At 65.1% G+C, this 22,494-nt stretch carries 23 protein-coding genes and 1 riboswitch; of the genes, 7 read left to right on the top strand and 16 right to left on the bottom strand.

Annotated features, from left to right (window positions below):
* Positions 1–21: 21 nt before the first annotated feature.
* Positions 22–3,066, bottom strand: coding sequence for a S8 family serine peptidase (locus B0G38_RS00425; protein WP_264667601.1), 3,045 nt, complete (start codon positions 3,064–3,066; stop codon positions 22–24).
* 334 nt (positions 3,067–3,400) lie between these two features.
* On the opposite strand from B0G38_RS00425, the gene B0G38_RS00430 reads away from it, so the two are divergent.
* Positions 3,401–4,360 (top strand): 3-methyladenine DNA glycosylase, encoded by a 960-nt coding sequence (locus B0G38_RS00430; RefSeq protein WP_264667602.1) that lies wholly within the window; start codon positions 3,401–3,403, stop codon positions 4,358–4,360.
* 226 nt (positions 4,361–4,586) lie between these two features.
* The gene (locus B0G38_RS00435) at positions 4,587–4,931 is read left to right on the top strand and encodes a subtilase-type protease inhibitor (RefSeq protein ID WP_264667603.1); all 345 of its coding nucleotides are present in this window, start codon (positions 4,587–4,589) and stop codon (positions 4,929–4,931) included.
* Here the strand turns inward: B0G38_RS00435 and B0G38_RS00440 are convergent.
* The 7 genes from B0G38_RS00440 to B0G38_RS00470 all read right to left on the bottom strand — a co-directional run bounded on the left by B0G38_RS00440 (position 4,928) and on the right by B0G38_RS00470 (position 8,877).
* A complete protein-coding gene (locus B0G38_RS00440; protein WP_264667604.1) occupies positions 4,928–5,335 on the bottom strand; it encodes a hypothetical protein in 408 nt (135 codons plus the stop codon). The two genes, B0G38_RS00435 and B0G38_RS00440, sit on opposite strands and share 4 nt — an antisense overlap.
* Positions 5,336–5,373: 38 nt before the next feature.
* On the bottom strand, positions 5,374–6,216 hold the full coding sequence (locus B0G38_RS00445; protein ID WP_264667605.1) for a hypothetical protein: 843 nt from the start codon (positions 6,214–6,216) through the stop codon (positions 5,374–5,376).
* Positions 6,213–6,668 (bottom strand): hypothetical protein, encoded by a 456-nt coding sequence (locus B0G38_RS00450; protein ID WP_264667606.1) that lies wholly within the window; start codon positions 6,666–6,668, stop codon positions 6,213–6,215. Before B0G38_RS00450 ends, B0G38_RS00445 begins: the two co-directional genes overlap by 4 nt.
* Positions 6,669–6,673: 5 nt before the next feature.
* Positions 6,674–7,096: a hypothetical protein gene (locus B0G38_RS00455; RefSeq protein ID WP_264667607.1), complete on the bottom strand. Its 423-nt coding sequence runs from the start codon at positions 7,094–7,096 to the stop codon at positions 6,674–6,676.
* A complete protein-coding gene (locus tag B0G38_RS00460) occupies positions 7,087–8,232 on the bottom strand; it encodes a hypothetical protein (RefSeq protein ID WP_264667608.1) in 1,146 nt (381 codons plus the stop codon). Before B0G38_RS00460 ends, B0G38_RS00455 begins: the two co-directional genes overlap by 10 nt.
* Before the next feature lie 3 nt (positions 8,233–8,235).
* A complete protein-coding gene (locus B0G38_RS00465; protein ID WP_264667609.1) occupies positions 8,236–8,568 on the bottom strand; it encodes a DUF6507 family protein in 333 nt (110 codons plus the stop codon).
* Between the two features lie 138 nt (positions 8,569–8,706).
* Positions 8,707–8,877 carry a hypothetical protein gene (locus tag B0G38_RS00470; RefSeq protein ID WP_264667610.1) on the bottom strand — a complete coding sequence of 57 codons (171 nt, stop codon included), beginning with the start codon at positions 8,875–8,877 and terminating at the stop codon, positions 8,707–8,709.
* A gap of 191 nt (positions 8,878–9,068) precedes the next feature.
* On the opposite strand from B0G38_RS00470, the gene purS reads away from it, so the two are divergent.
* The 3 genes from purS to purL are packed head-to-tail and all read left to right on the top strand — an operon-like array spanning position 9,069 to position 12,504.
* Positions 9,069–9,341 carry a phosphoribosylformylglycinamidine synthase subunit PurS gene (gene purS / locus B0G38_RS00475; protein WP_139003965.1) on the top strand — a complete coding sequence of 91 codons (273 nt, stop codon included), beginning with the start codon at positions 9,069–9,071 and terminating at the stop codon, positions 9,339–9,341.
* Positions 9,341–10,114, top strand: coding sequence for a phosphoribosylformylglycinamidine synthase subunit PurQ (gene purQ, locus B0G38_RS00480; protein WP_264667611.1), 774 nt, complete (start codon positions 9,341–9,343; stop codon positions 10,112–10,114). Before purS ends, purQ begins: the two co-directional genes overlap by 1 nt.
* A complete protein-coding gene (purL, locus tag B0G38_RS00485) occupies positions 10,114–12,504 on the top strand; it encodes a phosphoribosylformylglycinamidine synthase subunit PurL (RefSeq protein ID WP_264667612.1) in 2,391 nt (796 codons plus the stop codon). Before purQ ends, purL begins: the two co-directional genes overlap by 1 nt.
* A 58-nt stretch (positions 12,505–12,562) precedes the next feature.
* On the opposite strand, the gene B0G38_RS00490 is transcribed toward purL, so the two are convergent.
* Positions 12,563–13,147, bottom strand: a complete 585-nt coding sequence (locus B0G38_RS00490) for a hypothetical protein (protein ID WP_264667613.1) — start codon at positions 13,145–13,147, stop codon at positions 12,563–12,565.
* A gap of 631 nt (positions 13,148–13,778) precedes the next feature.
* Here B0G38_RS00490 and B0G38_RS00495 point away from each other — a divergent pair.
* Complete coding sequence (locus tag B0G38_RS00495; RefSeq protein WP_264667614.1) at positions 13,779–15,071, top strand: serine hydrolase domain-containing protein; 1,293 nt, start codon at positions 13,779–13,781, stop codon at positions 15,069–15,071.
* 11 nt (positions 15,072–15,082) lie between these two features.
* Here the strand turns inward: B0G38_RS00495 and B0G38_RS00500 are convergent, their stop codons facing one another.
* The 4 genes from B0G38_RS00500 to B0G38_RS00515 all read right to left on the bottom strand — a co-directional run bounded on the left by B0G38_RS00500 (position 15,083) and on the right by B0G38_RS00515 (position 16,955).
* Entirely contained in the window at positions 15,083–15,403 is a 321-nt protein-coding gene (locus B0G38_RS00500; protein ID WP_264667615.1) for a putative quinol monooxygenase, read from the bottom strand.
* Between the two features lie 66 nt (positions 15,404–15,469).
* Positions 15,470–16,021 (bottom strand): DUF1990 family protein, encoded by a 552-nt coding sequence (locus tag B0G38_RS00505; protein ID WP_264667616.1) that lies wholly within the window; start codon positions 16,019–16,021, stop codon positions 15,470–15,472.
* Entirely contained in the window at positions 16,018–16,566 is a 549-nt protein-coding gene (locus tag B0G38_RS00510) for a hypothetical protein (RefSeq protein ID WP_264667617.1), read from the bottom strand. The genes B0G38_RS00505 and B0G38_RS00510 overlap by 4 nt, the downstream gene beginning before the upstream one ends.
* Positions 16,563–16,955, bottom strand: a complete 393-nt coding sequence (locus B0G38_RS00515; protein WP_264667618.1) for an MmcQ/YjbR family DNA-binding protein — start codon at positions 16,953–16,955, stop codon at positions 16,563–16,565. The genes B0G38_RS00510 and B0G38_RS00515 overlap by 4 nt, the downstream gene beginning before the upstream one ends.
* Positions 16,956–17,136: 181 nt before the next feature.
* Here B0G38_RS00515 and B0G38_RS00520 point away from each other — a divergent pair, with 181 nt between their 5' ends.
* Positions 17,137–17,976: a DUF1206 domain-containing protein gene (locus tag B0G38_RS00520; protein ID WP_264667619.1), complete on the top strand. Its 840-nt coding sequence runs from the start codon at positions 17,137–17,139 to the stop codon at positions 17,974–17,976.
* A 79-nt stretch (positions 17,977–18,055) separates the two neighbouring features.
* On the opposite strand, the gene B0G38_RS00525 is transcribed toward B0G38_RS00520, so the two are convergent.
* From B0G38_RS00525 to B0G38_RS00535, 3 genes are all read right to left on the bottom strand, one after another.
* On the bottom strand, positions 18,056–19,462 hold the full coding sequence (locus tag B0G38_RS00525) for an LLM class flavin-dependent oxidoreductase (RefSeq protein ID WP_264667620.1): 1,407 nt from the start codon (positions 19,460–19,462) through the stop codon (positions 18,056–18,058).
* A gap of 89 nt (positions 19,463–19,551) precedes the next feature.
* Positions 19,552–19,641: riboswitch (SAM riboswitch) on the bottom strand.
* Between the two features lie 110 nt (positions 19,642–19,751).
* Positions 19,752–21,227, bottom strand: a complete 1,476-nt coding sequence (locus tag B0G38_RS00530) for an APC family permease (protein WP_264667621.1) — start codon at positions 21,225–21,227, stop codon at positions 19,752–19,754.
* Positions 21,224–22,471, bottom strand: a complete 1,248-nt coding sequence (locus tag B0G38_RS00535) for an acyl-CoA dehydrogenase family protein (protein WP_264667622.1) — start codon at positions 22,469–22,471, stop codon at positions 21,224–21,226. The genes B0G38_RS00530 and B0G38_RS00535 overlap by 4 nt, the downstream gene beginning before the upstream one ends.
* Positions 22,472–22,494: the final 23 nt, after the last annotated feature.

Consider the following 22,494-nt stretch of genomic DNA (forward strand, 5'->3'; position numbering starts at 1 on the left):
GCTGTTGGTACGGCCGCTCCGCTACGGGACGTTCACGGTCAGTGCGGTGCGGGCACTGTCACCGAACCGGACCAGCCCAACCCAACTGCCTGATCCCAGGCCAGCCCAGTTGGCCTCAACGGAACCGGCTTCCCCGTTGGCCAGTTCCAGCGGATCCGGGCTTACCGTCAGGTTGCCCGCGTCGCCGGCCAGGGCCACCGTGTTGACTGTTCCGGTACTTGTAGTGGCACCGTCGGAGATGCCCCAAAGATGCCCGATCACCTGGTACGTGCCGGGTTTCGGCTTGTTCAGCACCAAGGTCTCGCTGGAGCCGGCCGTTGCCTGCGTCAGTTGTTCACCGGCGGGAGTGATCACATAGAGGTCCCAGTCCGCGGTGGGAACTGCCGCGTTGATGGACATCTGGGCCATGGTGGCACCCTCGGGGACCACCAGGCTGGCGACCACCGCACTCTTTTGTGTGATGGCGTTCGGATCAGCGGTCCGTTCAGCCGTCATTGCGTTGGCCTTCGCCATGCCCTCCACGACGACGTCGATGGGCTGGTCCGTTCCGGAAGTGACCTCAATGGCCGCCGAGCCTTCGCCCGCGGCCTCGTCAACCACAACGGTCTCCGGCGACAGCACTGCCACCGGCCGGACGGCGATCGGCGACGCCACCGAACGCTTGCCGTCCTGCCACGCCAGCTCGCCCATTGCGAACTTGCCGTATGCTGCGCCGTCGTTCTTGAAGGTCACCGTGAAGGAGGCCTCCTGGCCCTTCCGCAGCCTCAGCACCGAGGGCTCGACTGTGGCCTCGATACCCGGCAGATCAACGCTGGCCCGGTAGGTCCCGGATTTCAGCGCGGTCACCGAGCGGGTCACGGAAATTTCACCGGTCAGCGACCCCAGTGCAATCGAGGGCACGTTCAGGTCCTTGGCCTCGATGGCAAGGTCTTCGTCGAGCCCGATGTCGCCCACCGCGCCCTGCAGGAAGCCGTACCAGTCTTCGATGCCCGCGTCATAGACCAGCCCTGGGTCCGCCATCTGCCGGACGTCCACCTGGCCGGCGCCGGTGGCGAAGTTGTCCGTATTCGTTGTGCCGTCCTCGTTTACAAGATCGCCGGCCGTGGTCATCAGCGCGGACTTGATCGTGGAGGGCGACCACAGCGGATTCTTGCCCAGCAGCAGGGCGCCGAAACCGGCAACATGCGGTGCGGCCATCGAGGTTCCGGACATGAAGCCGTAGTTCTCTCCGCCCTCAACGGGCGAGACACCGGCGAGCACATTGACGCCCGGGGCCGCGACGTCCGGCTTGAGCAGGTCTGACCCTACGGCCGTGGACGGGCCGCGCGAGGAGAACGCCGCCACCTGCGGCACCGGGCTGTCCGGCAGGCCGGTGGTATCCGAATCAACCAGAGCCGCGGTGAGTGACGGGTCCTGGGCGACCTTATCCTTGATGCCCGGGTCTCCGATGTGGACCGTCGGCACGGCATGGAGATCGAGGTCCAGGGAGCCGGGCACTGTGTTGACCAGGACCATGCCCACGCCCTCGGCCTGCTTCACCGCCACCGATTTCTCGGCGCGGGCGATAACGCCGCGGTCGCAGATGACGATCTTGCCGCGGACCTTGGCCGGGTCCAGTGAACCGGGGGTGCACAAGGCCGCGTCCTCCGGTTTGGCCGCGGCCGTGCCGGCGTCTTTGGACAGGACCAGGGCGGTCTGCCCCAGCTCGGAACTCATGATCGACGTGCCGCGGTACTTGGTGCCGTCGGAGAGTTCAACCGTGCCCTGCAGCTCGTTGGAGAACGTGCTTGCCGCTACGGTAGTCAGCCACGGCGCGCTGTGGTTCACCGTAGTGTCGGCCGGGCCGGCATTGCCCGCGGCAGCGGAGACAAAGATGCCGACTTCGGCCGCGCTCAGGAAGGCCATCGACACTGGATCGATCACCGAGTTGTTGTTGCCGGAAATGGAGTAGTTCAGCACATCCACTCCATCTTTGATTGCCTGTTCGATGGCAGCGATGGCGGCCGAGGAGTAGCAGCCACCGGTCGCAGCGTTGTTGTCCTGCCAGCAGATTTTGTAGACGGAGACCTTCGCCGCCGGCGCCACGCCGGAGCCGGTGCCGAAGTCCCGGCCGTCCACGTCGGCTTCCACACCGCTGTTGCCGGCGGCGGTTGAAGCGGTGTGGGTGCCGTGGCTGTTGAGGTCCAGAGGTGAAATGCTCTCCTTCGGGTGCCGGTTTTCCGGCGGCACGAACTTGAGGAAATCATCGGCGTAGTAGCGGGCGCTCAGGACCTTGCTGTTGCATTCGGCGCCGGTGAAACCCGAGCCGGCCGCACCGGTCTGGCATTCGCCGATGAAGGTGGAGCCGTCCGACTTGAGCATGGCGATCTTGCCCTCGCCGTTCAGGTAGGGCTCCCCGACCTTCGGCTTGCCCTTGAGCGCTGCCACTTCCCCGCCGGCAAGGAATTCATTCTGCGGGTGGTAACCGGTATCGATCACGCCGACCACAGTGCCCTTGCCCGCGTTCTTCTCCGAGCCGTACTGCTGGTTCCAGACGCCCTTCTTCCCGGGCAGCCCCAGGTAATCCACGCTGGAGTAGACCGGATGGTGCTGCTCGTCCTCGGTGACGGCGAGCACGCCGGGAGTCTTGGCGAGCGCGGCCGCCTGGACACCGGTCAGGTCCGCGGCGAATCCGTTCACGGCGGTGGTGAAGCTCCTGCGGATTTCCACGCCCTCCTCGGCCGCTACCGCCTGCTGCTTCTTCTTCAGGTGCTGCTGGTATTTCTTAGCGTTGGCGTTGCCAACGTCCAGTTTGCGGCCCTTCTCCGGTTTGGTGGCAGCGATACCCGCCACCCCGCCGTCGTATGTTGCCACGGGCTGCGCTTCGAGCATGACGATGTAGTGCCCGTCCTGGTAGAGCTCGGGCACCTCCGCCAGCGGGGAGGTTTGAATCGTGGTGGATATGGTGGGAGGTGCTGCTGCGGCCGGTGCGGCCACGCCGGAAACTAGCAGCGGCAGCCCCAGTGCGAGTGCAGTGGCGGCGCGGATGCTGCGCCGCCGCACAAAGCTGTTGCTTTGCATGGTCATGAGAAGGAAAGCCTTTCATCCTGTGGACCGAACCAACTTGATCCGCTCCCCAGGCCCGCCAGGCTGCCCGTCATCGGCGCAGAAACGATTCACCGAACGGCGTGCGATCCGGCTACGAAGCCGGCCCCCTTCCCCCCAACGGCGTGACCGAAGTCACTTTGGCGGGCCTGTGAGCTCAAAATACAGCAGATATTTTTCTCAAAGAAGCCTTTCAGGTATTTCCGAATTACTTCCCTCACGGCGCCACCAATCCGTGATCTGAGTCTAGCGCCGCGCCCGGGATAGTGATATAGGCGTAGTGATATGAGCGGCCCGGACCTGCGAGAATGGATGCATGTGGCAAAGGCAGTTGATCCGGCCGGAAACCCTCGCGCCCGAGGAGTGGTTGCTCCGGGCGCAGGAGCACCAGTACAGGGCTGCCCGCTTTACGGAGCCCTATCTTCAGCGGCGTTCGGCCGGGCGCAAGCATCCCGTGGAGGACTTCCTCTTCACCTACTACAGCCACAAGCCCGGCCAGCTGCTGCGCTGGCATCCGGGCGCCGGCGTCGTCCTGACCGGCGGAGCCGCCGCGGAACGGCAGGGCTGGAAGTACTATCGCCCGCTTTCTGCCCGGGAATGCAGGGCGCTGGAACTGCCAAATGAGGGCCTGGCTAACGAGGGCGGTGCGGTCACCTTTGATCACGAAAAGTTCCGCCGGGAGCGGGCCGAGATCATCGCCTACGCGCGGGTCATCCTGGCCGGAACCGCCGCCCGTCCGGCGCGGTTCGCCTGCTTTGGACTGCATGAATGGGCCATGGCCTACAAGTCCCGGCTCAACGGGGTGCGGCACGAATACCTTGACCTGCGGCTCGGGGCCGAAGGAACGGACACCGTGGTGGAGGAAAGCCGGATCGGCTGCTCGCACTTCGACGCCTACCGCTTCTACACACCCCAGGCCGCGCCGCTGAACACGCTGCGGCCCACCCGCGAGAACCAGCGGGACATGGAACAGCCCGGCTGCCTGCACGCAAACATGGACCTGTACAAATGGGCCTACAAGCTCAGCCCCGCGCTGCCCAGCGAACTGGTGATGGACTGCTTCGAACTGTCCTGGCGGATCCGCGAAATGGACATGCAGGCCTCGCCGTACGATCTGGCCGCCTGGGGTTACGAGCCGATCCGGATCGAAACAGCCGAGGGCCGGGCCCAGTACGCTGCAGCCCAGCGCGGCTTCTCGGAGGAATCCCAAAAACTGCGCGGCCGGCTGCTGGCCGCGCTGGAGAACATTGACAGTCTGGACCGTATGGACGGGTGAGATCATGAACGGCAAATGCACTGCAACAAGGGCAACGCGGGCTCTACTGGCCGTGCCGGTGGCACTGGCTCTGCTGCTGGGCGGGTGCACACCGCCGGAAGAGGAGCCACCTCCGACCACGTCTCCGCCGCAAACGACGGCGCCGGCCTCGCCTTCGGCGCCGGGTTCACCATCCCCGTCCGCCCCCGGCAGTGCCCCGCCGAGCAGCCCAGAGGAAGGAAGCGCCATGGTCGATGCCAGCCTGCGAATCGAGTTGACCTCTGCCGGGTCCGACGCCATGCAGGAACGCACTCTGGAGTGCGCCGACTCGCAACCGCTGGAGAGTTCTACGGTGCGGGAGCCTGAAGCCGCCTGCGAGGCCCTGGCGAATGCCGGCGAGGAAGTGTTCTTTGGGCTGCCGGATCCGAACGTGATCTGCACCCAGGAGTACGGCGGCCCGCAGCAGGCACACGTTACGGGAACCCTCAACGGGCAGCCCGTGGATAAACACTTCTCCCTCACCGACGGTTGCAAGATCTCCGAGTGGAACGCCATGAAGGCGCTGCTCGGCGGCATCGGCGGAGCAGTCTAGCGTTTGCGCAGCCAACCTGCGGCGCCCGGGGCTGCAGGCGGATAAACCTCGTGCTGGATGGCGCCCCGCGCCACCCATTCCTTGTACCAGCGCGGCTTCAGGAAACCCGGCAGGCCCACGAAGCACATCAGGGCTAACGCTCCCGCCGGAATGGCCAACCACACTATCGCTTTGGCGATCGCTTCGACCCCGATGACCTCATGTATCACTACCGATAACGGGACCACCAGCACTGCGATCCCCACGAAGAGACAGAAAAATCCGAAACGTGGCCGCTTGCCGAACTCCCACCACCGCATGCTGGCGGCCCAGGAGCGCCATCGCCCCGTGTACGCGAGCACACCGGCGAGGGCGAACCCCGCGCCGATCACGATAAAGACCGCCAGCACCAGCACTGTTTCCATCGCCATAATCCGTCCCCGAAATCCTCCGGTTTTGCCGGTCAGTCGAACCGCGGTGGCCGGTTGAAGACTGCCGCTTCAACGATGTCCCCCAAGTGCCGGTAAACGTTAGAGGACAATGTCGCCTCCAACAGGCCGGCGCCCTCAAGGACTCCGGTGCGGTAATGGCCGGCTGCACCGGCATTGATATAGGTAACCGGCTGGCCTGATCCGGGAACGGCAGCCAGCTGCCACACAAACCAGGGCTCGCGCCACATCTGCATCAGTGCCTCGTCGGCCTGCAGCGGAGGATCCGTCACCGCGGCCCACCTTCGGTCCATTTCCTGCAGGTCGACCATGGCAGGCAGCACGGGAATGGACCAGGCCGGAGACAACCCCACCCAAGCAGCCATTGCAGTGTACAGATCATTGATGCTCATGTAGTCCAGCTGCCGCCCGTCAGCATAGTCCGCTGCTTCGTCCGCGGCCGAGGTCATGAGATGGTGCGACGGGCCTGCCAGCACCATCGCGTCATTGGTGTCCAGCCAGGCCCGGAAGTTTGTCGTGCGGCCGAGGTAGGTCCCCGTGATATTCAAGGCTGCCACGCCCTGGGACAGCGGCCGGGTGACCATTCCGCCCTGGTCCGTCAGCCGGCCCTTGGCGTCCACGATGCCGGCATCCGCCAGCACCGCGATGGATTCCTCGTTCCCGGAACGCTCGAACCGGCCCAGGCGTCCGGTTTGGGCCACCTTTTCCAGCAGTGCAGAGTCCGCAGTGCTGAGCCAGGGGCCGCGCGAGGAATACGGCTGGGTACCAGCCAGACCGTCCAGCCGTTCCAGGTTACGGCCACGGTAGTCGCTGGCAAAGGACTGTAGAGCCGGTTCCTTCCCGGGCTCGAACATCATGCTTCCTGCCCCTTTACGGTGATGGAGTCCGCCATGACGGCGAAAGCGAAATCGTTGGCTCCGAGCTGGTTTGAGGCGCAACTGGCTGTCACCATAACGGCGCGGCGACCGGTCAGCACGATCCAGTCCTGACAATGAACGGACCTGCCCTGCAGCCTGTGGTTGTACTGGAAGCGGCGGCCGGGAGCATCGCCAGCCTGCCATTCTTCAACAGCAATGAAGTAAACAGCCTTGAGCCTGGCACGTGTGTTGGCCATGGCCATGGTGGAGAACTTCTCGATGCTGCCCAGGAAGGGGAAGCTCGTCACCACCAGATTCGGCCGGAAGTGTCCTTCCTGCACGGGTTCTGCAGCGAGGACCAGGTCCGCACCTTCCGCTTCGAGGCGTTGCCAGGTCGGAAGGCGATCGATGGTGATGTGCCGACTGGTTTCCGGCACCAGCTCGGTGTTCATACCGTTCACGACTCCCTGCCCTTGCGCGCCCAACCCGCAGCACCCGCGGCTGCGGGAGGGTATACCTCGTGCTGGATGGCCCCACGCGCCACCCACTCCTTGTACCAGCCCGGTTTCAGAAAGCCCGGCAGGCCAACAAAGCTCATCACAGCCAGCAGACCAGCGGGAAGCGCCAGCCACGCCACTGCCCTGGCAACCGCTTGAGCCCCCAGTAGCTCGTCCGTCAGTGCTGATAGCGGAATCACCAGCACTGCGATCCCTACGAACAGGCAGATAAACCCGAAGTGGGAAGTCTTGCCGAATTCCCAGTACCGTTTGTAGGCCGCCCACCTGCGCCAACGTCCGGCATAGGCGAGGTAACCGGCGGCAAAGAATCCCGCTCCGATCATGGTAATCACTGCCAGAAAGGCAATCGACTCTAGCCCCATAATCCGTCCCAGAACTCCTCTGCTGCATCTTCGATTGCATCCCCGAGATCTTCACCTTCGCTCAGATCCTGGGCAAGTCCACCCAGCGCCGACCCTGCCGAACTGCCGACCCAGCCGCCGACAGCGCCGCCGATAAAGGCACCAACTCCCGGGATCGGAATCAGCGCCTGCCCGGCCGCTGCGCCAATGGCCGCCCCGACGGTGCCTCCTACTACGGCACCCGTCCCTTGGAAGCCAACGGTGGTGGCCGCACTGCCGAGCCGTTCCCAATTGTCCCATTCAGGGTGTGCGGCCAGGTCCTCGTTCCATTGCTCGCTGCCTTTATCCCAGATGGTCAGCCCTACATCCACGGCTGCCAGGGTATTTCCCGCATGCAGGGCCCATGCTGGCGGCTTGCCGATATCGGGTGTTGTGGTCACGCGCGGCAGATCCACCTCCGCCGTCGCGCGGAACCGGATGCTGGTTTCGGTCATGCTCAGGTTCGCCGCGGCGAGCCTCGTGCCGTCGACATAGAGAATTTCCAGTTTTCGAACATCCAGCCGCCCGTGGGGAATGGCGCCGCTGTCGAAGGTCACGCGGGTGCGATCGGACCGGACGCGCGCGAGCACAGCGCCGGTACCGTTCATGAAGGCCGCCGCGTCCTGATGGGTTGCCCAGGCAGGCGGGCCCGAGACATTGGCCGGGTCCGCCTGCCGGATCTGGTCAGCGCACAGCCGCTCGGCTTCGGCGTATTGTTCGGCGAGACCGCTGATCGCCCGCTGAATGTCTGCCTCTTTGTTTTCCCCGAAATCCGGATCTTCCGGGGTGGACTCCACATAGCAAACGCTTGCCGCAGTCACTTGGGCGTCCAAAAGGGGTTTCAGGCTCCGCACGGTCGCGGCGAAAGCCTCCAGCGCGGCAGCGATCAGGGTGGCAACTGCCGAGGCCTCGTCGCCGTAAATCTCCACCCGGTCCATGGCGGAGTAGACGGTCTCCTGCTCCGGAGCGTCATAGTGCGCCTGGATTCCGGCCCAGACGGCCTTGGTCTCCCTACCCGCAGCCGACGCCCGCTCGCCCGACTGCCTGATCTTGGCTGCTTCTGTCTCCAGCAGGTCCGGGTCCGGCAGCACCGGGAGGCCGCTCAAATCCACGGCCACCGTCTACGCCTCACCATCGGGCATACGTGCGGCAGCAGCGTTGGCGTTCTCCGCCATGTCCCGGTCGCCGCGGACATACGCCGAGACGGCATTGCCGGTCTCCGTGCACGCATTGGCGGCCCTGACGCTGGCGTTGGCCAGCGCCTTGGAGAGGTAACCGTCGTAGACCTCCTGGAGCGCACCGATGACCAATGTGCTGTTGGCCGTCGACGCCGCAGCGGTCACCGCCGCCTGCATGGTTTGTTCTTCCGCCTGCAGGTCTTCGATCCAGGATTCGGCTCCGCCAATGACACCGCTGGCTGGCGCCACATCGATGTCCCATCCACTCAGTGCCAAGCCCCGCCACCCCGATTGATTAGTCTTCCCGCCACAACTCCGCCCTCAACCGTATAACCAGTGGCAGTTTGCTAAGAGCAAGGAGGACGACGGCGGCAGCCGGGTTCCGGCGTCGTTATTGGGTTGTGCGGGCGCTGGCTAGCGGCGGGGGTTGCGGACGGCTTCGCTGACCCTGCGGGCAAGATCCTCGTTAGCGGCGCGCTCGGCCTGCTTGTCCGCGCGGTACTTTTGGACCACCATGCGGGCCAGGCCGCCGGCAATGGCCGCCGCCATGATGGGCAGGAGCAGGGACTTGGGTTTCTCGGGCATGGCGCAATCGTACGGGGGCGTGCGCGGTTTTGGCACCGGTTTGGGGTCTCGGTCACGTAGAATTTGCGGTTTGCCAGAGCCGGTAGAATGGAGGATGCAAGCTCGCGGAGCGCTGGATCAGCGTGAGACGGCACGGTTTCCGCGCGCCTCGCTTCGTTGAAGAGCCAGATTCCAAGCACAGGAGTTACCGGATGCCCCGGATCGTTGTTGATGTCATGCCCAAGCCCGAAATTCTTGATCCGCAGGGCAAAGCCATTGCCGGCGCGCTGAAACGACTGGGCCAGACCGGCTTCAGCGAGGTCCGCCAGGGCAAGCGCTTTGAGCTCACCGTTGACGGCGAAGTGACCGCAGAGATCCTGGAGCAGGCCCGCCATGCTGCCACCACCCTGCTGTCCAACCCCGTGATTGAAGACGTCACCCGCGTTGAGGTCATCGTCGAGGCCACCATCGGAGCCGGCGAGTAATGACTGAAACTCCCCTGATCGGCGACTTCTCGCCCGCACCCGACAGCGGCCTGTCCGGTGCCCGCATTGGCGTCATCACCTTCCCCGGCACGCTGGATGACCGGGATGCTTCCCGCGCGGTCCGCATCGCCGGCGGCACGGCCGTCAGCCTCTGGCACGGCGACCATGACCTGAAGGGCGTTGACGCCGTCGTAATTCCCGGCGGTTTCTCCTACGGCGACTACCTGCGCGCCGGTGCGATCTCCCGCTTCGCGCCGCTGATGGAGCAGGTTGTTGACGCCTCCAAGGCCGGACTGCCCGTGCTGGGCATCTGCAACGGTTTCCAGGTCCTGACCGAGGCGCACCTGCTGCCCGGCTCCATGATCAAGAACAGCCACCTGCATTTCCTCTGCCGCGACCAGAGGCTGCGCGTGGAAAACAGCAACACCGCGTGGACCTCCGAATACGAAGCTGGCTCCGAGATTGTGGTGCCGCTGAAGAACCAGGACGGCCAGTACGTCGCCGACGAAAAGACGCTGGACGAACTCGAGGGCGAAGGCCGCGTGGTCTTCCGCTACGTTGACGTGAACCCGAACGGCTCGCGCCGGGATATTGCCGGCATCTCCAACGCGGCCGGGAACGTTGTGGGCCTGATGCCGCATCCCGAGCACGCCGTGGAAGCCGGCTTCGGCCCGGACTCCTCCGCCTTCGGCGAGGTTGAGCTGGGCGGCGGCACGGACGGACTGGGAATTTTCACCTCTGTACTGAAGAAGATTGTTGCAGGTGCCAAGTAATGAGTGAACGAGTGGACGCCCGCTTGGAGACCGCCGACGAGGCGAAGAACGAGCACGCGGAATTCGGGTACGTCGCTGACGCCGTCGAGCATATTGAGGGACGCAAGTTCAACATCGACACCGTCAAGCACGCGGAGGAGACCCCTGACACCCCGCTCCCCTGGGCCGAACTGGGCCTGAAGGAAGACGAATACAACCGGGTTGTCGAAATCCTGGGCCGGCGCCCCACCGCGGCCGAGCTCGCCATGTACTCGGTAATGTGGAGCGAGCACTGCTCCTACAAGTCCTCCAAGGTCCACCTGCGCCAGTTCGGCGAGAAGGTCACCGAGGACATGAAGAAGCACCTGATGGTGGGCATCGGCGAGAACGCCGGCGTCGTCGATATTGGTGATGGCTGGGCCGTGACCTACAAGATCGAGTCCCACAACCACCCGTCCTTCGTGGAGCCCTACCAGGGCGCCGCGACCGGTGTGGGCGGCATTGTCCGCGACATCATCTCCATGGGTGCCCGCCCGGTTGCGGTGATGGATCCGCTGCGTTTCGGCGCGATCGACCACCCGGACACCGCGCGTCTGGTCCACGGGATTGTGGCCGGCATCGGCGGCTACGGCAACTCGCTGGGCCTGCCGAACATCGGCGGCGAAGTGGTCTTCGACTCCGTCTACCAGGGCAACCCGCTGGTCAACGCGCTGGCCGTGGGCGTGATGCGCCATGAGGACATCCGCCTGGCCAATGCGTCCGGCGTAGGCAACAAGGTGGTCCTCTTCGGTGCGCGCACCGGCGGCGACGGCATTGGCGGCGCTTCCGTGCTGGCGTCCGAGTCCTTCGAGGACGATGGCAAGCCAGCCAAGCGCCCCGCTGTGCAGGTGGGCGATCCGTTCGCGGAGAAGGTGCTCATCGAGTGCTGCCTCGAGCTGTTCAAGTCCTCCGTGGTGGAGGGTATCCAGGACCTCGGCGCCGCGGGCATCAGCTGCGCCACCTCGGAGTTGGCTTCCAACGGCGACGGCGGCATGCATGTTGAGCTGACCTCGGTGCTGCTGCGGGATCCGTCCCTGACCCCGGGCGAGATCCTCATGTCCGAGTCGCAGGAACGCATGATGGCCGTGGTGACGCCGGAGAACGTCGCCGCGTTCGAGGCGATCATGGAAAAGTGGAACGTCGAGTTCTCCTGGCTGGGCGAGGTCACCGATACCGGCCGCCTGATCATCGAGTGGGACGGCGAAAAGATTGTCGACGTCGATCCCCGCACCGTGGCGCACGAAGGCCCGGTCTACGACCGTCCGTACCACCGCCCCGAGTGGCTGGACGGTGTGCAGGCCGATACCTTCAACAGCAGCTCAGCCGAGCGTCCCGCCTCCCGTGAGGAGCTCAAGGCCGCCGTGCTGGAGCTGATGGCTTCGCCGAACATGTGCTCCAAGGACTGGGTCACCAACCAGTACGACCGCTATGTCCAGGGCAACACCGCGCTGGCCATGCCGGACGACGCCGGTGTGATCCGCGTGGACGAAGAGACCGGTCTGGGCGTCGCCGTCTCCACCGATGCCAACGGCCGCTACACCTACCTGGATCCGTACCAGGGCGCACAGCTTGCCCTGGCCGAGTCCTACCGCAACGTCGCCACCACCGGCGCTGTCCCGATGGCGGTTTCCGATTGCCTGAACTTCGGCTCCCCCGAGGACCCCGAGGTCATGTGGCAGTTCGCCGAGGCCGTCCGCGGCCTGGCGGATGGCTGCCAGGAGCTGGGCATCCCGGTGACCGGCGGCAACGTCTCGCTGTACAACCAGACCGGCGGCGTGGCCATCCACCCCACCCCGGTAGTCGGCGTGCTGGGCCGTTTCGACGACGTCGCCCGGCGCACCCCGTCCGGCTGGCGCGAAGACGGACAGGCCATCTACCTGATGGGCGTCACGAAGGACGAGCTGGACGGTTCCGAGTGGGCCAACCTGCGCGGTCATCTGGGCGGCAAGCCGCCGGCACTGGATCTGGCAGCCGAGAAGCTGCTGGGCGAACTGCTGATCAACGCATCGCGCGACGGCATGATCGACGCCGCACACGATCTCTCTGAAGGCGGCCTCGCGGCAACCCTGTCCGATATGGCCCTGCGCTTCGGCGTCGGCGCCCGCATCGGCCTGGGCGAGGTCTGCGAGCGCGATGGCGTGGACCTGTTTACTGCGCTGTTCTCCGAAAGCCAGGCACGCGCCGTCGTTAGCGTGGCCCGGAGCGAAGAGGTGCGCTTCAAGGACATGTGCAGCGCCCGCGGTTTCGCCCACATCCGCATCGGTGTGGTGGACACCGAGAACCAGGCACTGGACTTCCAGGACCAGTTCTCCCTGCCACTGGCCGAGCTGAAGGAAGCCCACGAGGGCACCCTGCCGAAGTATTTCGCGTAGGTTTCCGCTCTTCCGATCCGCTGAGCAGCTGATGCCCTTCCCAGACTCGGGAAGGGCATCAGCTGCTTCCTCGTTCAGGGGCGGGGGCAGAACCCGGAGACCAACCTTGGTCGACGAGCGCTGTGCGGATCTTGGCTACGGCCGCTCGGGCGCCGTTGGACATTTCTCCCTTAGTGATCCGGCGCTCCAACCAGCCGGCAGCTGCCGTGATGTCCCCGCGCCGGACATCCCGTGCCATCTGTTCGGCCGAGCGGTGATGGTCTCCCTCGTACTCTATGGCGATCTTGAATTCGCGGTACTGCATATCGGGAGAATGCCAGCTGCGCCCGGAGTCATCGACCAAGGGCTGGTTCAGCATGGGTTCGGGAAGTCCAGCATCAAGCAAGGCCAGCCGCAGCCGTGTCTCCTGAGCGGAATCAGCGCCTACTCGGACAAGTCCTACCGCCTCTGCCGCCCGGGCCACGCCCCGCATCCCCTTGTGGGCTGCGATGACATCACGTAGATCCGCAATAGCAGCATGCGGCTTGTTCCGGTTTTCTAAGTTCCGCCGCGGTTTGCGTACCAAGTGGTCGCCGATCACGACCAGGTCATCGACCGGCAGGATCTGGGCCAGATCCAGCCACGTCTTCGTCCGGGAGGTCACTCGTACGCCTTGGTGCACAGCAAACTCACCCGGTAGCAATACAACACGGTGCCCGACTATCCCCCGTCGGCGCGGAGTACTGGCTGCGCTTGGTCTGGAGATGTGCACCTCGGACAATTCCTCCACCCAGCGCGGCAACGGGAACTCCCAGATCGCCGCAGCAGTTGCGTGCGAAACGGCGGAGCTGGACGTAACCCATGAAAGCGCCCGGACTTCATCTGCCCGTGACAGCGGGACCGAACGGGGCACCCTCACTCCCCTGCTCGGCCTGTCGAGCTGGCTGTTCCTGAGCTGCTTCACGGACATGCCCGCGTTCACACCATCCTGCCAGCGGAATGATGTGGCGGCCAGATGATCGTGAAGCTCCTGCGGATAGCGCATCTCTCCATGTTGGACCGATAGCGCGCGCCGCTGGCCGTTATCCACAGCCGTAGGACGGATCCCCTGCGGACCCGTCGAACGAGGGAGCAGCAGACGTCCTTCCCCGGGCTGAGTAGGTCATCTGCTGTCTCTTCGATCGGGAGTGGGTGGTAGATGGTGGCGGCCAAAGGGAGTATCTTGGCGGTAGCGATCGGCGTGCCCTCCTGCCCGCCGACGTCAGGGGGCGGAACACTTCAACCCGGAGTCTGTCATGCCCCAAACGCCCAGCCCCAGCCCCAGAGACCGTTCCCGCGGCAGTTGGTTTGCCGCCCTTTGCCTGGCAGCAGCCGCCCTCCTCGGAGCGACGGCTTGCACCTCGGGAGGCCCGCCGCAGTCGATGGAGACGGTAGAGGCTGAGCCGCTGGAATCCCCGGCTCTTTCCAGTCTGCCGCCGGTGGATGAGGAAAGTCTTCGCGGGACCTTTGAGAGCCTGGCCGATGAACTGCTGGTTCCCGGCGCGGTGATGCTCCTGCGGACGCCGGAGGACCAGTTCACCTTCACCTACGGCACGGACGCGCTGAACGGCAGCGACCCCGTCTCGCTGGAGGACCACATCAGGATCGGCTCCATCACCAAGACCTGGACAGGAACGGTCATCCTGCAGCTGGTGCAGGAAGGCAAGCTCAAGCTGGACGATCCGGTCTCGAAGTACCGGGATGACGTGCCGAACGGCGAGAACATCACCATCGAGCAGTTGCTCAACATGCGTAGCGGGCTCTACAACTACTCGGAGTCCTACAAACTCAGCCTAGCCCTCGACGAGACCCCGCAGCGCATCTGGACACCGGAAGAACTGCTGGAGATCGCGCTGCCGCTGCCGGTCTATTTCCCGCCCGGCGAGGGCTATCATTACTCGAATACCAATACCGTGCTGCTCGGGCTGATTGCCGAGGAACTTGAGGACAAGCCGCTGGCGGAGATCATTCAGGACCGCATCCTCGAACCGCTGGAGCTGACGGAATCGGCCTTCCCGCCGTCGGATTCCACGCCCATCCCTTCGCCGCACCCGCGCGGCTATATGTTCATGAACAACGTGATGACCATCGCGAGCACCAAGCTGCCGGCGGACCTCATCGCACAGGCGCAGGAGGGAACGCTGAAACCGCACGACGTGACGGACGAGAACGCCTCGTGGACGTGGGCGGCCGGCCAAGGCACGTCAACGGCGGGCGACCTGGCTGATTGGGCGGAGGCCCTCGCAGATGGCAGCGTTTTGAATGAGGAGATGCAGCAGATCCGGTTGGACAGCCTCCAGCCGGTGAATCCTGACGATCCGAACTCGCTCCTTTACGGTATGGCCATCGCGAAGTTCGGCGAGCTCTACGGCCACACCGGGGAGCTTCCCGGCTTCAACTCATTCGCGGGGCACGATCCGGGCAACGAGTTGACCCTGGTGGTGTGGACGAACCTGGCACCCGCAGCGGATGGGCGGGATCCGGCCGCGGCCATTGCCCGCGAACTGATCGGGGAGCTGTATGCCCCGGCCGGAGCCCCTGCCCAGTAACGCAGGCGTGGTCAGGCGACGGTCATTTCGCCCATCTGGTCCCAGTCCTCGCCGTCGATCTGGCGGCTGATGATGCGCGGGGTTTCCTGCAGGTACTGCGGCTGTTCGGCCATCGCCTTCTTGAAGTGCTCGCTGTTGACGTGCGTACCGGCTGCGTCATTTTGGAAGGCTTCCACCAGGACGTACTCGTTGGCATCGTCAACGCTGCGGGACCAGTCGAACCACAGGTTTCCCGGCTCCGCACGTGTAGCCTCGGTGAACTCCCGCACGAGCTCCGGCCACTGGGCAGCGAACTCGGGCTTGACCTTGAACTTGACCACAATAAAGATCACGGATTGTTGCCTTCCTGTTGGGCGAAGCCGGTCCACGGCTCCGATCAGAACTGTCCTTTCATCCTTTCACGCATCCGTTGGGATGCCGGATGCCAGCTTTCGCGCCGCTGCCAGATACCGGCGCGTGACCAATCGCTGGCAGGCCGAGGCAACTAGTCCGCCGAGCTTGTAGAACCAGTTGGAGTGCCGGCTGAAGGCAAACAACTCGAAATACACCTGGCCATCCGGCTCCAGCACCGCCACGAAACACTCTTCTCCCGTTTCCGGGTGGCCGGGCAATGTGCCGTAGCCAAACCCGGCACGTGTGGTGCCTTCCTCGACCCAGACCACCCTGCACGGCGCCGCCAGCCGCAATCTCCCGAAGCCGAAGCCGGGCACCACGTGGACGCCTTCGCCTGCGCGCGGAGCCTGGGCCCTGACGTTGAGCCCGGCCAGCCGGTGCAACTCCCAGCCCAGGATTCCCCCGGCCAGCCGGCTGAACGCGTCCCGTCCCTCACCCACGACCACGCGGTGCCGGGCAACCCGGTAGCCCGCCGGCGCGCGGCTGCTCTGTGTCCAGCCGTGCTCCGCGTAGGTGAGCTCTGCATCCACGTCGAACCTGTCGCCCTTCTTCGTCATTTTCCGCTGTCCCGGCCCTGCTGAGACTTGACGGGCGCACACTGGCCAGCACCGCCGTCGTACATTGCATCACCCAGGTCCGTGTGGAAGTCCCTGGCCCAGCGTTCCAGCCGCGGATCCTGGCTGCGCGCGATCACCGCCAGCCCGCTTTCCGCCCATTCCTCGGCGAGCGAGGGGTCCGCCTGCCCGACCATCCGCATGGCGTCCACGGCGATGAAGTCATGTCCGATCCGGGCGGCCAGGTGCGCGGCGTCCTCGAACAGGCTTACGGCCTCCGCTTTGCGCCCGCTCGCGTTCAGGACCCTTCCGCGCTCCAGCAGGATCCGGGCCAGGACCACCGGTTCGCCGTCGTCAATCCGCTCCAGCAGGTCCAGCGCTTCCGCGAAACGGGACTGCATCCCGAGGGCCCGGGCGATCTGGGTGGCCAGCTCGTTGCGGTCGGTACGCAGCGCAAACCTGTTGGTGTCCGCCGCCCGCAGCCGCTGCTCCGACCCCTTTGGATCCGAGAAGTCCCACAGGTCATCCAGCAGGTCCTGCGAAATCACGCTTCCTCCCGCGCGAGCCTGGTCCAGCCCAGGGATTCGCGGTCGCGACGGGGCAGGCCTGCCACTACCAGGTCATAGGAGTCCTCGATCATGTCGCGGATCATGTCATCCGGCAGCTCGCCGTTGCAGCGGACGCCGTTCCAGTGCGTTTTGTTCATGTGGTACGCGCCGGTGATCTCCGGATGGGCGGCACGGAGCTGCTCGGCCAGCGCCGGTTCGCACTTGAGACTGATGCTCAACGGATCCGCACCCAGGTCCGAGAGCGCGAACATCTTGGCGGGTCCGCTGCCGGCGCGCACCTTGAACACCGAGGCCTCGGGCCCAAAGGGAAAGTCCTCGAAGGCGCCCGGCTGGTCCAGGCACATGCCGCGCAGCGTTGATCCGTCCACGCATCGAGCCTACCGCTGGCACCCGGAGTCAGGAAGATCGACGATCTGCCTGTGGAGAAGTCCGGCTTTCCAAGTCCCGTCCAAGTCTTTGGTGGGAAGATGGCCTCAAGAGTACGACGGCGGCACGCCCCTGTGGGGACGCGTTGCCTTGGGCGGTATGAGGCAGGCGGAGGTGCGGCGCATGAGCGGCGAAGTGGAGAAGGCGAAGCACCAGGCGAAAAGGGCGAAAGACGGCGCCGAGGAGGCCTCGGAGTCGAAGACTTTGGAAGTGGTGGCGCGCTTTGGCTGGGCCGCCAACGGGCTGATGCATCTGCTGATCGGCTTTATTGCCTTGCGGCTGGGCCTCGGGGCATCGGGGGAAGCGGACCAAACCGGTGCTATCTCCCAGCTGGCCAGCACACCGGGAGGGGTCTTCCTGCTGTGGGCCGGGCTCATCGCCTGCGCCGCCTTGGCGCTGTGGCAACTCGCCGACGCCGCATTCGGCCACCGCGGGTTGGAAACCAAAAAGAAGTGGGGCAAACGGTTCAAGGCAGCCGGTCTGGCAATCGTCTTCGCCGCCATCGGTTTCACGTTCGGCATCTATGCCCTTGGCGGCAAGAGCGACAGCAGTCAATCCTCACAGGACGCCAGCGCCCAATTGATGGCTTTCCCCGGCGGCGCGCTGGTGCTGTTCCTGATCGGCGCGGGCATCGCGGTTGCCGGGGTCTTCTACATCTACAGGGGCATTACGCAGAAGTTCCTGGACGATCTGGAGTCCCTGCCGCCGGGCGGCGCGAGGATCGGCATCAGCTGGGCCGGTTCATTCGGCTACGTGGGCAAAGGTGCGGCGCTGCTGGTGCTTGGCACTCTTTTCTCGGTCGCGGCGTTCCACCAGGATGCGGAGGAAGCCAAGGGTCTCGACGGCGCACTGAAGGCGCTGAAAGAACAGCCTTTCGGCGACGCCGCGCTGATTGTGGTGGCCCTCGGCCTCATCTGCTACGGACTGTACCTGGGCGCACGTGCCCGCTACGCCAAGATGTAGCGGGCACGGCCGGGCCTACATGTGGCCGGGCTTCCTGTCGCCGCCCCGGGCCAGGGTCAAGACAGCCTTCCCAACTGGGTCAGGACGCGGAGACGGCTGCGCCGAGGCGGTAGCCGGCGCCGCGGTGCTGCTCAGGCAGCCGGTCGCCCTTGCCGAACATTTTGTTACGCAGTGTTCCCTCCGCGTACTCGGTCGGGTAGGCGCCGCGCTTCTGCAGTTCCGGAACGACGAATTCGACGATGTCCTCAAAGGTGCCCGGAGTGATGGCGTAGGCCAGGTTGAAGCCGTCCACATCGGTCTCGTCCACCCACTCAATGAGCTTTTTGGCAACTTCTTCGCCGGACCCAACGGTGATCGGGCCAAAACCGCCGACGCCGACCCACTCGGCCAACTGCCGGATGGTCCACGGCTTACCGTCGTCGCCGGAGGCCTTCTGGAACGTCTCCACTGATGACTGGATGGCGTTGGACTTCACGTTCTCGCCGATCACGTCGTCCGGCCCGTAACTGGACAGGTCCACGCCCATCCAGCCGGAGATCAGCGCCAGCGCACCGTTGACGTCCGCGTAGGACTTGTAGTCCTCGAACTTGGCCTGCGCGGTGGCGCTGTCCGGACCGGTCACCACAGTCTGCATCGCGTAGATGCGCACGTCGTAGCGGCCGCGGCCGGCGGCCTCCACCGCATCGCGGATCTTCTTGACCGAGGCGGCCAGCATTTCCTTGGTGGGGCACGTGACGAAGACGGCTTCGGCGTTTTCCGCGGCGAACTCCGTCCCGCGCTTCGAGGCACCGGCCTGGAAGATCACCGGGGTGCGCTGCGGGCTCGGCTCGGTAATGGCGATGCCCGGAACCTTGAAGTACTTGCCCTCGTGGCCGATCTCGTGCACCTTCGCCGGGTCAACGAAGACTCCGGCCTCGCGGTCCTTGACCACGGCGTCTTCTTCCCAGGAACCTTCGAGCAGCTTGTAAACCACCTCGAGGTACTCGTCCGCGTGTGCGTACCGCTCGTCATGCTCCATCTGGTCCGTCTGGCCCATGTTGCGCGCGGCGGAGGGCAGATACCCGGTGACCACGTTCCAGCCGACGCGGCCGTTGGTCAGGTGGTCCAGCGTCGCCAGCCGGCGGGCGAAGGGGTACGGATGCTCATAAGCGGTACCGGCCGTGAGGCCGAAACCGAGGTTCTCCGTCACCGCGGCCATGGCGGAGACCAGCATAAACGGATCATTGACCGGGACCTGGGTACCTGCGCGAAGCGTGACTTCATTAGAGCCGCCGAACACGTCGTAGGTGCCCAGCACATCGGCGATGAACAGCCCGTCGAAGAGGCCCTCTTCCAGCACCTTTGCCAAGTGCGTCCAGTAGCCGATCGTCTTGTAGTCGGCGGACTTGTCCTGGGGATGGCGCCACAAACCGGGCGACTGGTGTCCAACGCAGTTCATGTCGAAGGCGTTGAAGCGGATTTGCCTGGTGGCGGGTACCAATGTCATTTCAGACTCCTTCATGACCGTGAAGAGCCTATACACCGGTAGCTGCGGTCGACGCGGAATGCCGCGGCGGCTACCGAAAGAATCTTGGATCTCCATCGGTCCTGGCGGTAGCACCTTCCTCAAAGAGGGGGTTGCTGCGGCGTCAACGAGCCAGGTCTCTCAGCCGCTCTGGATGGTTACATGTCTATTCCACCGCAGTACGGCGACGGGCGCGAAATCCATACGTCATACCGGGTAATCCCCCTGCTGCTTTTCACGCACCCGCCGTCCGCTGCCGTGGCTGATGCGTCTAGTCCCGGGAAATGGGAGCAGGCACATCCTGGACCAGTGAGGTCTCGGTTCCCTGCAGCCGTCGTTGCTTCGAAGCGATGACGGCACCCGTAGCAAAGCAAAGCAGGATAAGAACGACGACGGCGACCGCCAGCGCGGTGCTGTTGCCGACCAGCGACGGCAGATTCTGCAGGATCAGCACCAGAATCCCCAGCAGGCCCACGAATCCGAGCGCCGGCGCGACCGAGCGTTTCCAATCGGCCGCGGCAGCTTGCCGGCGCCGGAAGAACACGAGCACCGCCACACTGGTCAACGTCATCAGGACCACGATCCCCAGCGAGGCGAAGCCCGCGAACCAGGTGTAGAACTGCACGATCGGATCCCAGCCGGCGACGACGGCGGTCAGCAGGAACAGGGCTACTACCGCGTTGTCCGCAATGGAAGCGAGATGCGGCGAGTTGTGCCGGGCATGGGTCCGTGCGAGCTTGCGAGGAAAGACGTCCTGTCCCGCCAGCTGGAAGAAGTAGCGCGAGCCAATGTTGTGGAAGGACAGAATGCAGGCGAAGAGGCTGGAGGCCAGCAGCACCTGGACGATGTGGCTCCCCGCCGTCCCAAGGTACAGAGCGGTCGTTTCGGACAACAGTGTGCCAGGCGCATCCGTGGCTTTTTGCACGATCGTTTCGTCTCCCCAGACACTGATGAGCAACCAGGTGGAGAGGGCATAGAAGCCGCCCACCACGATCAAGGCCAGGTAGGTGGCCCGAGGAATTGTCTTGTCCGGATCGCGGGCTTCATCCCGGAAGATCGCGGTGGCCTCGAAGCCGATGAAGCTGAGGATGGCGAACAGCAACGCGATGCCCGGGGCGCCGGACAGGACCGTGGACGGCGTGACGAACCCTGTTGACAGGCCCTCGGGCCCGCCTCCGCCGAAGATGATGAAGGCGTCAAGCACCAGCACGATCAGGACTTCGGCGACCAGCAGGACTGCCAGCACCTTGCCTGAGACTTCGATGTTCCGGTGTCCCAGCCATGCCACGGCCGCAAGGGCCGCGGCGGCCCACAACCACCAGGGCAGTGACGGTCCACCGTAGGCGCGCACCACTTCGTCGACCGCCGGCGCGAACAGCCCGTAGACCCCGGCTTCCAAGGCCAGGTAGGACAGCAGCGCCACGAACGCGCCGCCCAAGCCTGCGCGTCGGCCCAGCCCCTTCTCGATGTAACTGTAGAACGCACCGGCCGTGGGAACATGCGGTGTCATCGTGGTGAAGCCGACGGAGAACAGCAGGAGGATGCCCGTCGCCAGCAGATAGATGAATGGGAGTCCGGCCCCGTTGCCGCTGGCAATGGCCAACGGCACCGTGCCGCCGATGACACCGAGCGGCGACGCGGCGGCTACAACGATCAAGACGATGCTTGCGACGCCGAGACGGCCGGACAGGCGGGGAGAGTCTGTGTTTGTCTGCGGGGCAATCGTCGGCGGGCTGGAAATGCTCACTTCGCTGCTCCCACGTGATTGGCTTCGGCACGCGTGGCGGCAGCTTCCCGGCCTGCATCGGCGCCGGCGACACCGATGGTCCAGACATAGGGCGGCTCGGTGGCGTTGACTTCCCAGTCGCCAACGATCCGCGACTTGTAGATGAACGGGTTGTGCGTGGCCACGGTGCGCGCGTTGCGCCAGTGGCGGTCCAGCGCTTTCCCCGTGCTTGTTGACGATGCACCCAGCACATTGAACAGGGCTCCCGCCGCGTCGGGCACGAGAGCGCTCAGCACAATCTGCGCCTGCCCGGATTCAAGTTCGACGGCGATGTTGGCGGCCTTTTCGGCGTCGTCGTTCTGTAGCCGTGAAGCGAAGACCCGGTCGAGGCTCTGGGCCACGCGCAGGGTGGTGGCTTCCGCGGCGTAGGCCTTGGCGCTGATTTCGCCGACAACCTGCAGGATCTGGGCGTCGTTGCGCACCAGCGGGGCGTTGCCGTGGCCGAAGACGCGCTTTCGCTCGCGCACGTTCGCCGCGACGTCAGTGACCACGGCCTTGGCGATGCCAGCCAGGCTGACCAGCAGGATGTGCTGGTAGAGGGCCGTCTGGTAGGGGAAGCGGTCGGCGAAGGCGGAGACGTTGGCCGGGTCCACTTCGGCGTCGTTAAACACGGTGGTCCCGCTGCCTGTGAGCCGCTGGCCGAAGCCGTCCCAGTCGTCGAAGGTCTCCACGCCGGCGGTCTTGGTGGAGACGATGACCGAGACGTCCGAACCGTCCGGGCGTTTGGCCGTCACATCGACCCAGTCGGCGAAGATGGTGCCGGTGGTGTAGAACTTGCGCCCGTTCAGCACCAGCTTGCCGCCGGCTTCGTCCAGCGCGGTGCCGGTGCCGCCGACACCGGGCTCGGTCCACGCGTTGCCTGCCAGCTGGCCGTTCGCGAACCGCTGCAGCCAGACGCTGCGGTCTTCGCGGTGATGGTGGTAGAGGTGTTCCTCCGTCAGGGCGATGTGCGAGCGCAGCGCCTGCGGGATGTTGCTGTCGGCGGCGGCGAGCTCGATGAGCAGCTGGGTGAATTCTTCCCAGCTCAGGCCGTCCCCACCGAATTCCGCGGGGATGCGGGCGGCGCCGAAGCCGGCTTCCTTCAACCAGCCGATCTGCTCGAACGGCAGTTCCCTGGCCTGTTCACGGTCCAGCGCGCCGGCGGCAATGCGGGTGAAGATCGGCCGGTACTTGGCGGCGGCCTTGGAGAATGCGTTGTCGGTCATTGTGTGCTCCTGTGGCTCGTTCG

The sequence above is a fragment of the Crystallibacter permensis genome (assembly GCF_025960875.1).
Lineage (GTDB): Bacteria > Actinomycetota > Actinomycetes > Actinomycetales > Micrococcaceae > Crystallibacter > Crystallibacter permensis.

Bases quoted from the DNA above. Each gene is read 5' to 3' on its own strand.
- B0G38_RS00425 (WP_264667601.1), bottom strand. From the start codon at position 3,066: ATGACCATGCAAAGCAACAGCTTTGTGCGGCGGCGCAGCATCCGCGCC.
- B0G38_RS00495 (WP_264667614.1), top strand. From the start codon at position 13,779: ATGCCCCAAACGCCCAGCCCCAGCCCCAGAGACCGTTCCCGCGGCAGT.
- B0G38_RS00430 (WP_264667602.1), top strand. From the start codon at position 3,401: ATGTGGCAAAGGCAGTTGATCCGGCCGGAAACCCTCGCGCCCGAGGAG.
- B0G38_RS00435 (WP_264667603.1), top strand. From the start codon at position 4,587: ATGGTCGATGCCAGCCTGCGAATCGAGTTGACCTCTGCCGGGTCCGAC.
- purQ (WP_264667611.1), top strand. From the start codon at position 9,341: ATGACTGAAACTCCCCTGATCGGCGACTTCTCGCCCGCACCCGACAGC.
- B0G38_RS00535 (WP_264667622.1), bottom strand. From the start codon at position 22,471: ATGACCGACAACGCATTCTCCAAGGCCGCCGCCAAGTACCGGCCGATC.
- B0G38_RS00440 (WP_264667604.1), bottom strand. From the start codon at position 5,335: ATGGAAACAGTGCTGGTGCTGGCGGTCTTTATCGTGATCGGCGCGGGG.
- B0G38_RS00470 (WP_264667610.1), bottom strand. From the start codon at position 8,877: ATGCCCGAGAAACCCAAGTCCCTGCTCCTGCCCATCATGGCGGCGGCC.
- B0G38_RS00505 (WP_264667616.1), bottom strand. From the start codon at position 16,021: ATGACGAAGAAGGGCGACAGGTTCGACGTGGATGCAGAGCTCACCTAC.
- B0G38_RS00520 (WP_264667619.1), top strand. From the start codon at position 17,137: ATGAGCGGCGAAGTGGAGAAGGCGAAGCACCAGGCGAAAAGGGCGAAA.
- purS (WP_139003965.1), top strand. From the start codon at position 9,069: ATGCCCCGGATCGTTGTTGATGTCATGCCCAAGCCCGAAATTCTTGAT.
- B0G38_RS00525 (WP_264667620.1), bottom strand. From the start codon at position 19,462: ATGACATTGGTACCCGCCACCAGGCAAATCCGCTTCAACGCCTTCGAC.
- purL (WP_264667612.1), top strand. From the start codon at position 10,114: ATGAGTGAACGAGTGGACGCCCGCTTGGAGACCGCCGACGAGGCGAAG.
- B0G38_RS00450 (WP_264667606.1), bottom strand. From the start codon at position 6,668: ATGAACACCGAGCTGGTGCCGGAAACCAGTCGGCACATCACCATCGAT.
- B0G38_RS00445 (WP_264667605.1), bottom strand. From the start codon at position 6,216: ATGATGTTCGAGCCCGGGAAGGAACCGGCTCTACAGTCCTTTGCCAGC.
- B0G38_RS00455 (WP_264667607.1), bottom strand. From the start codon at position 7,096: ATGGGGCTAGAGTCGATTGCCTTTCTGGCAGTGATTACCATGATCGGA.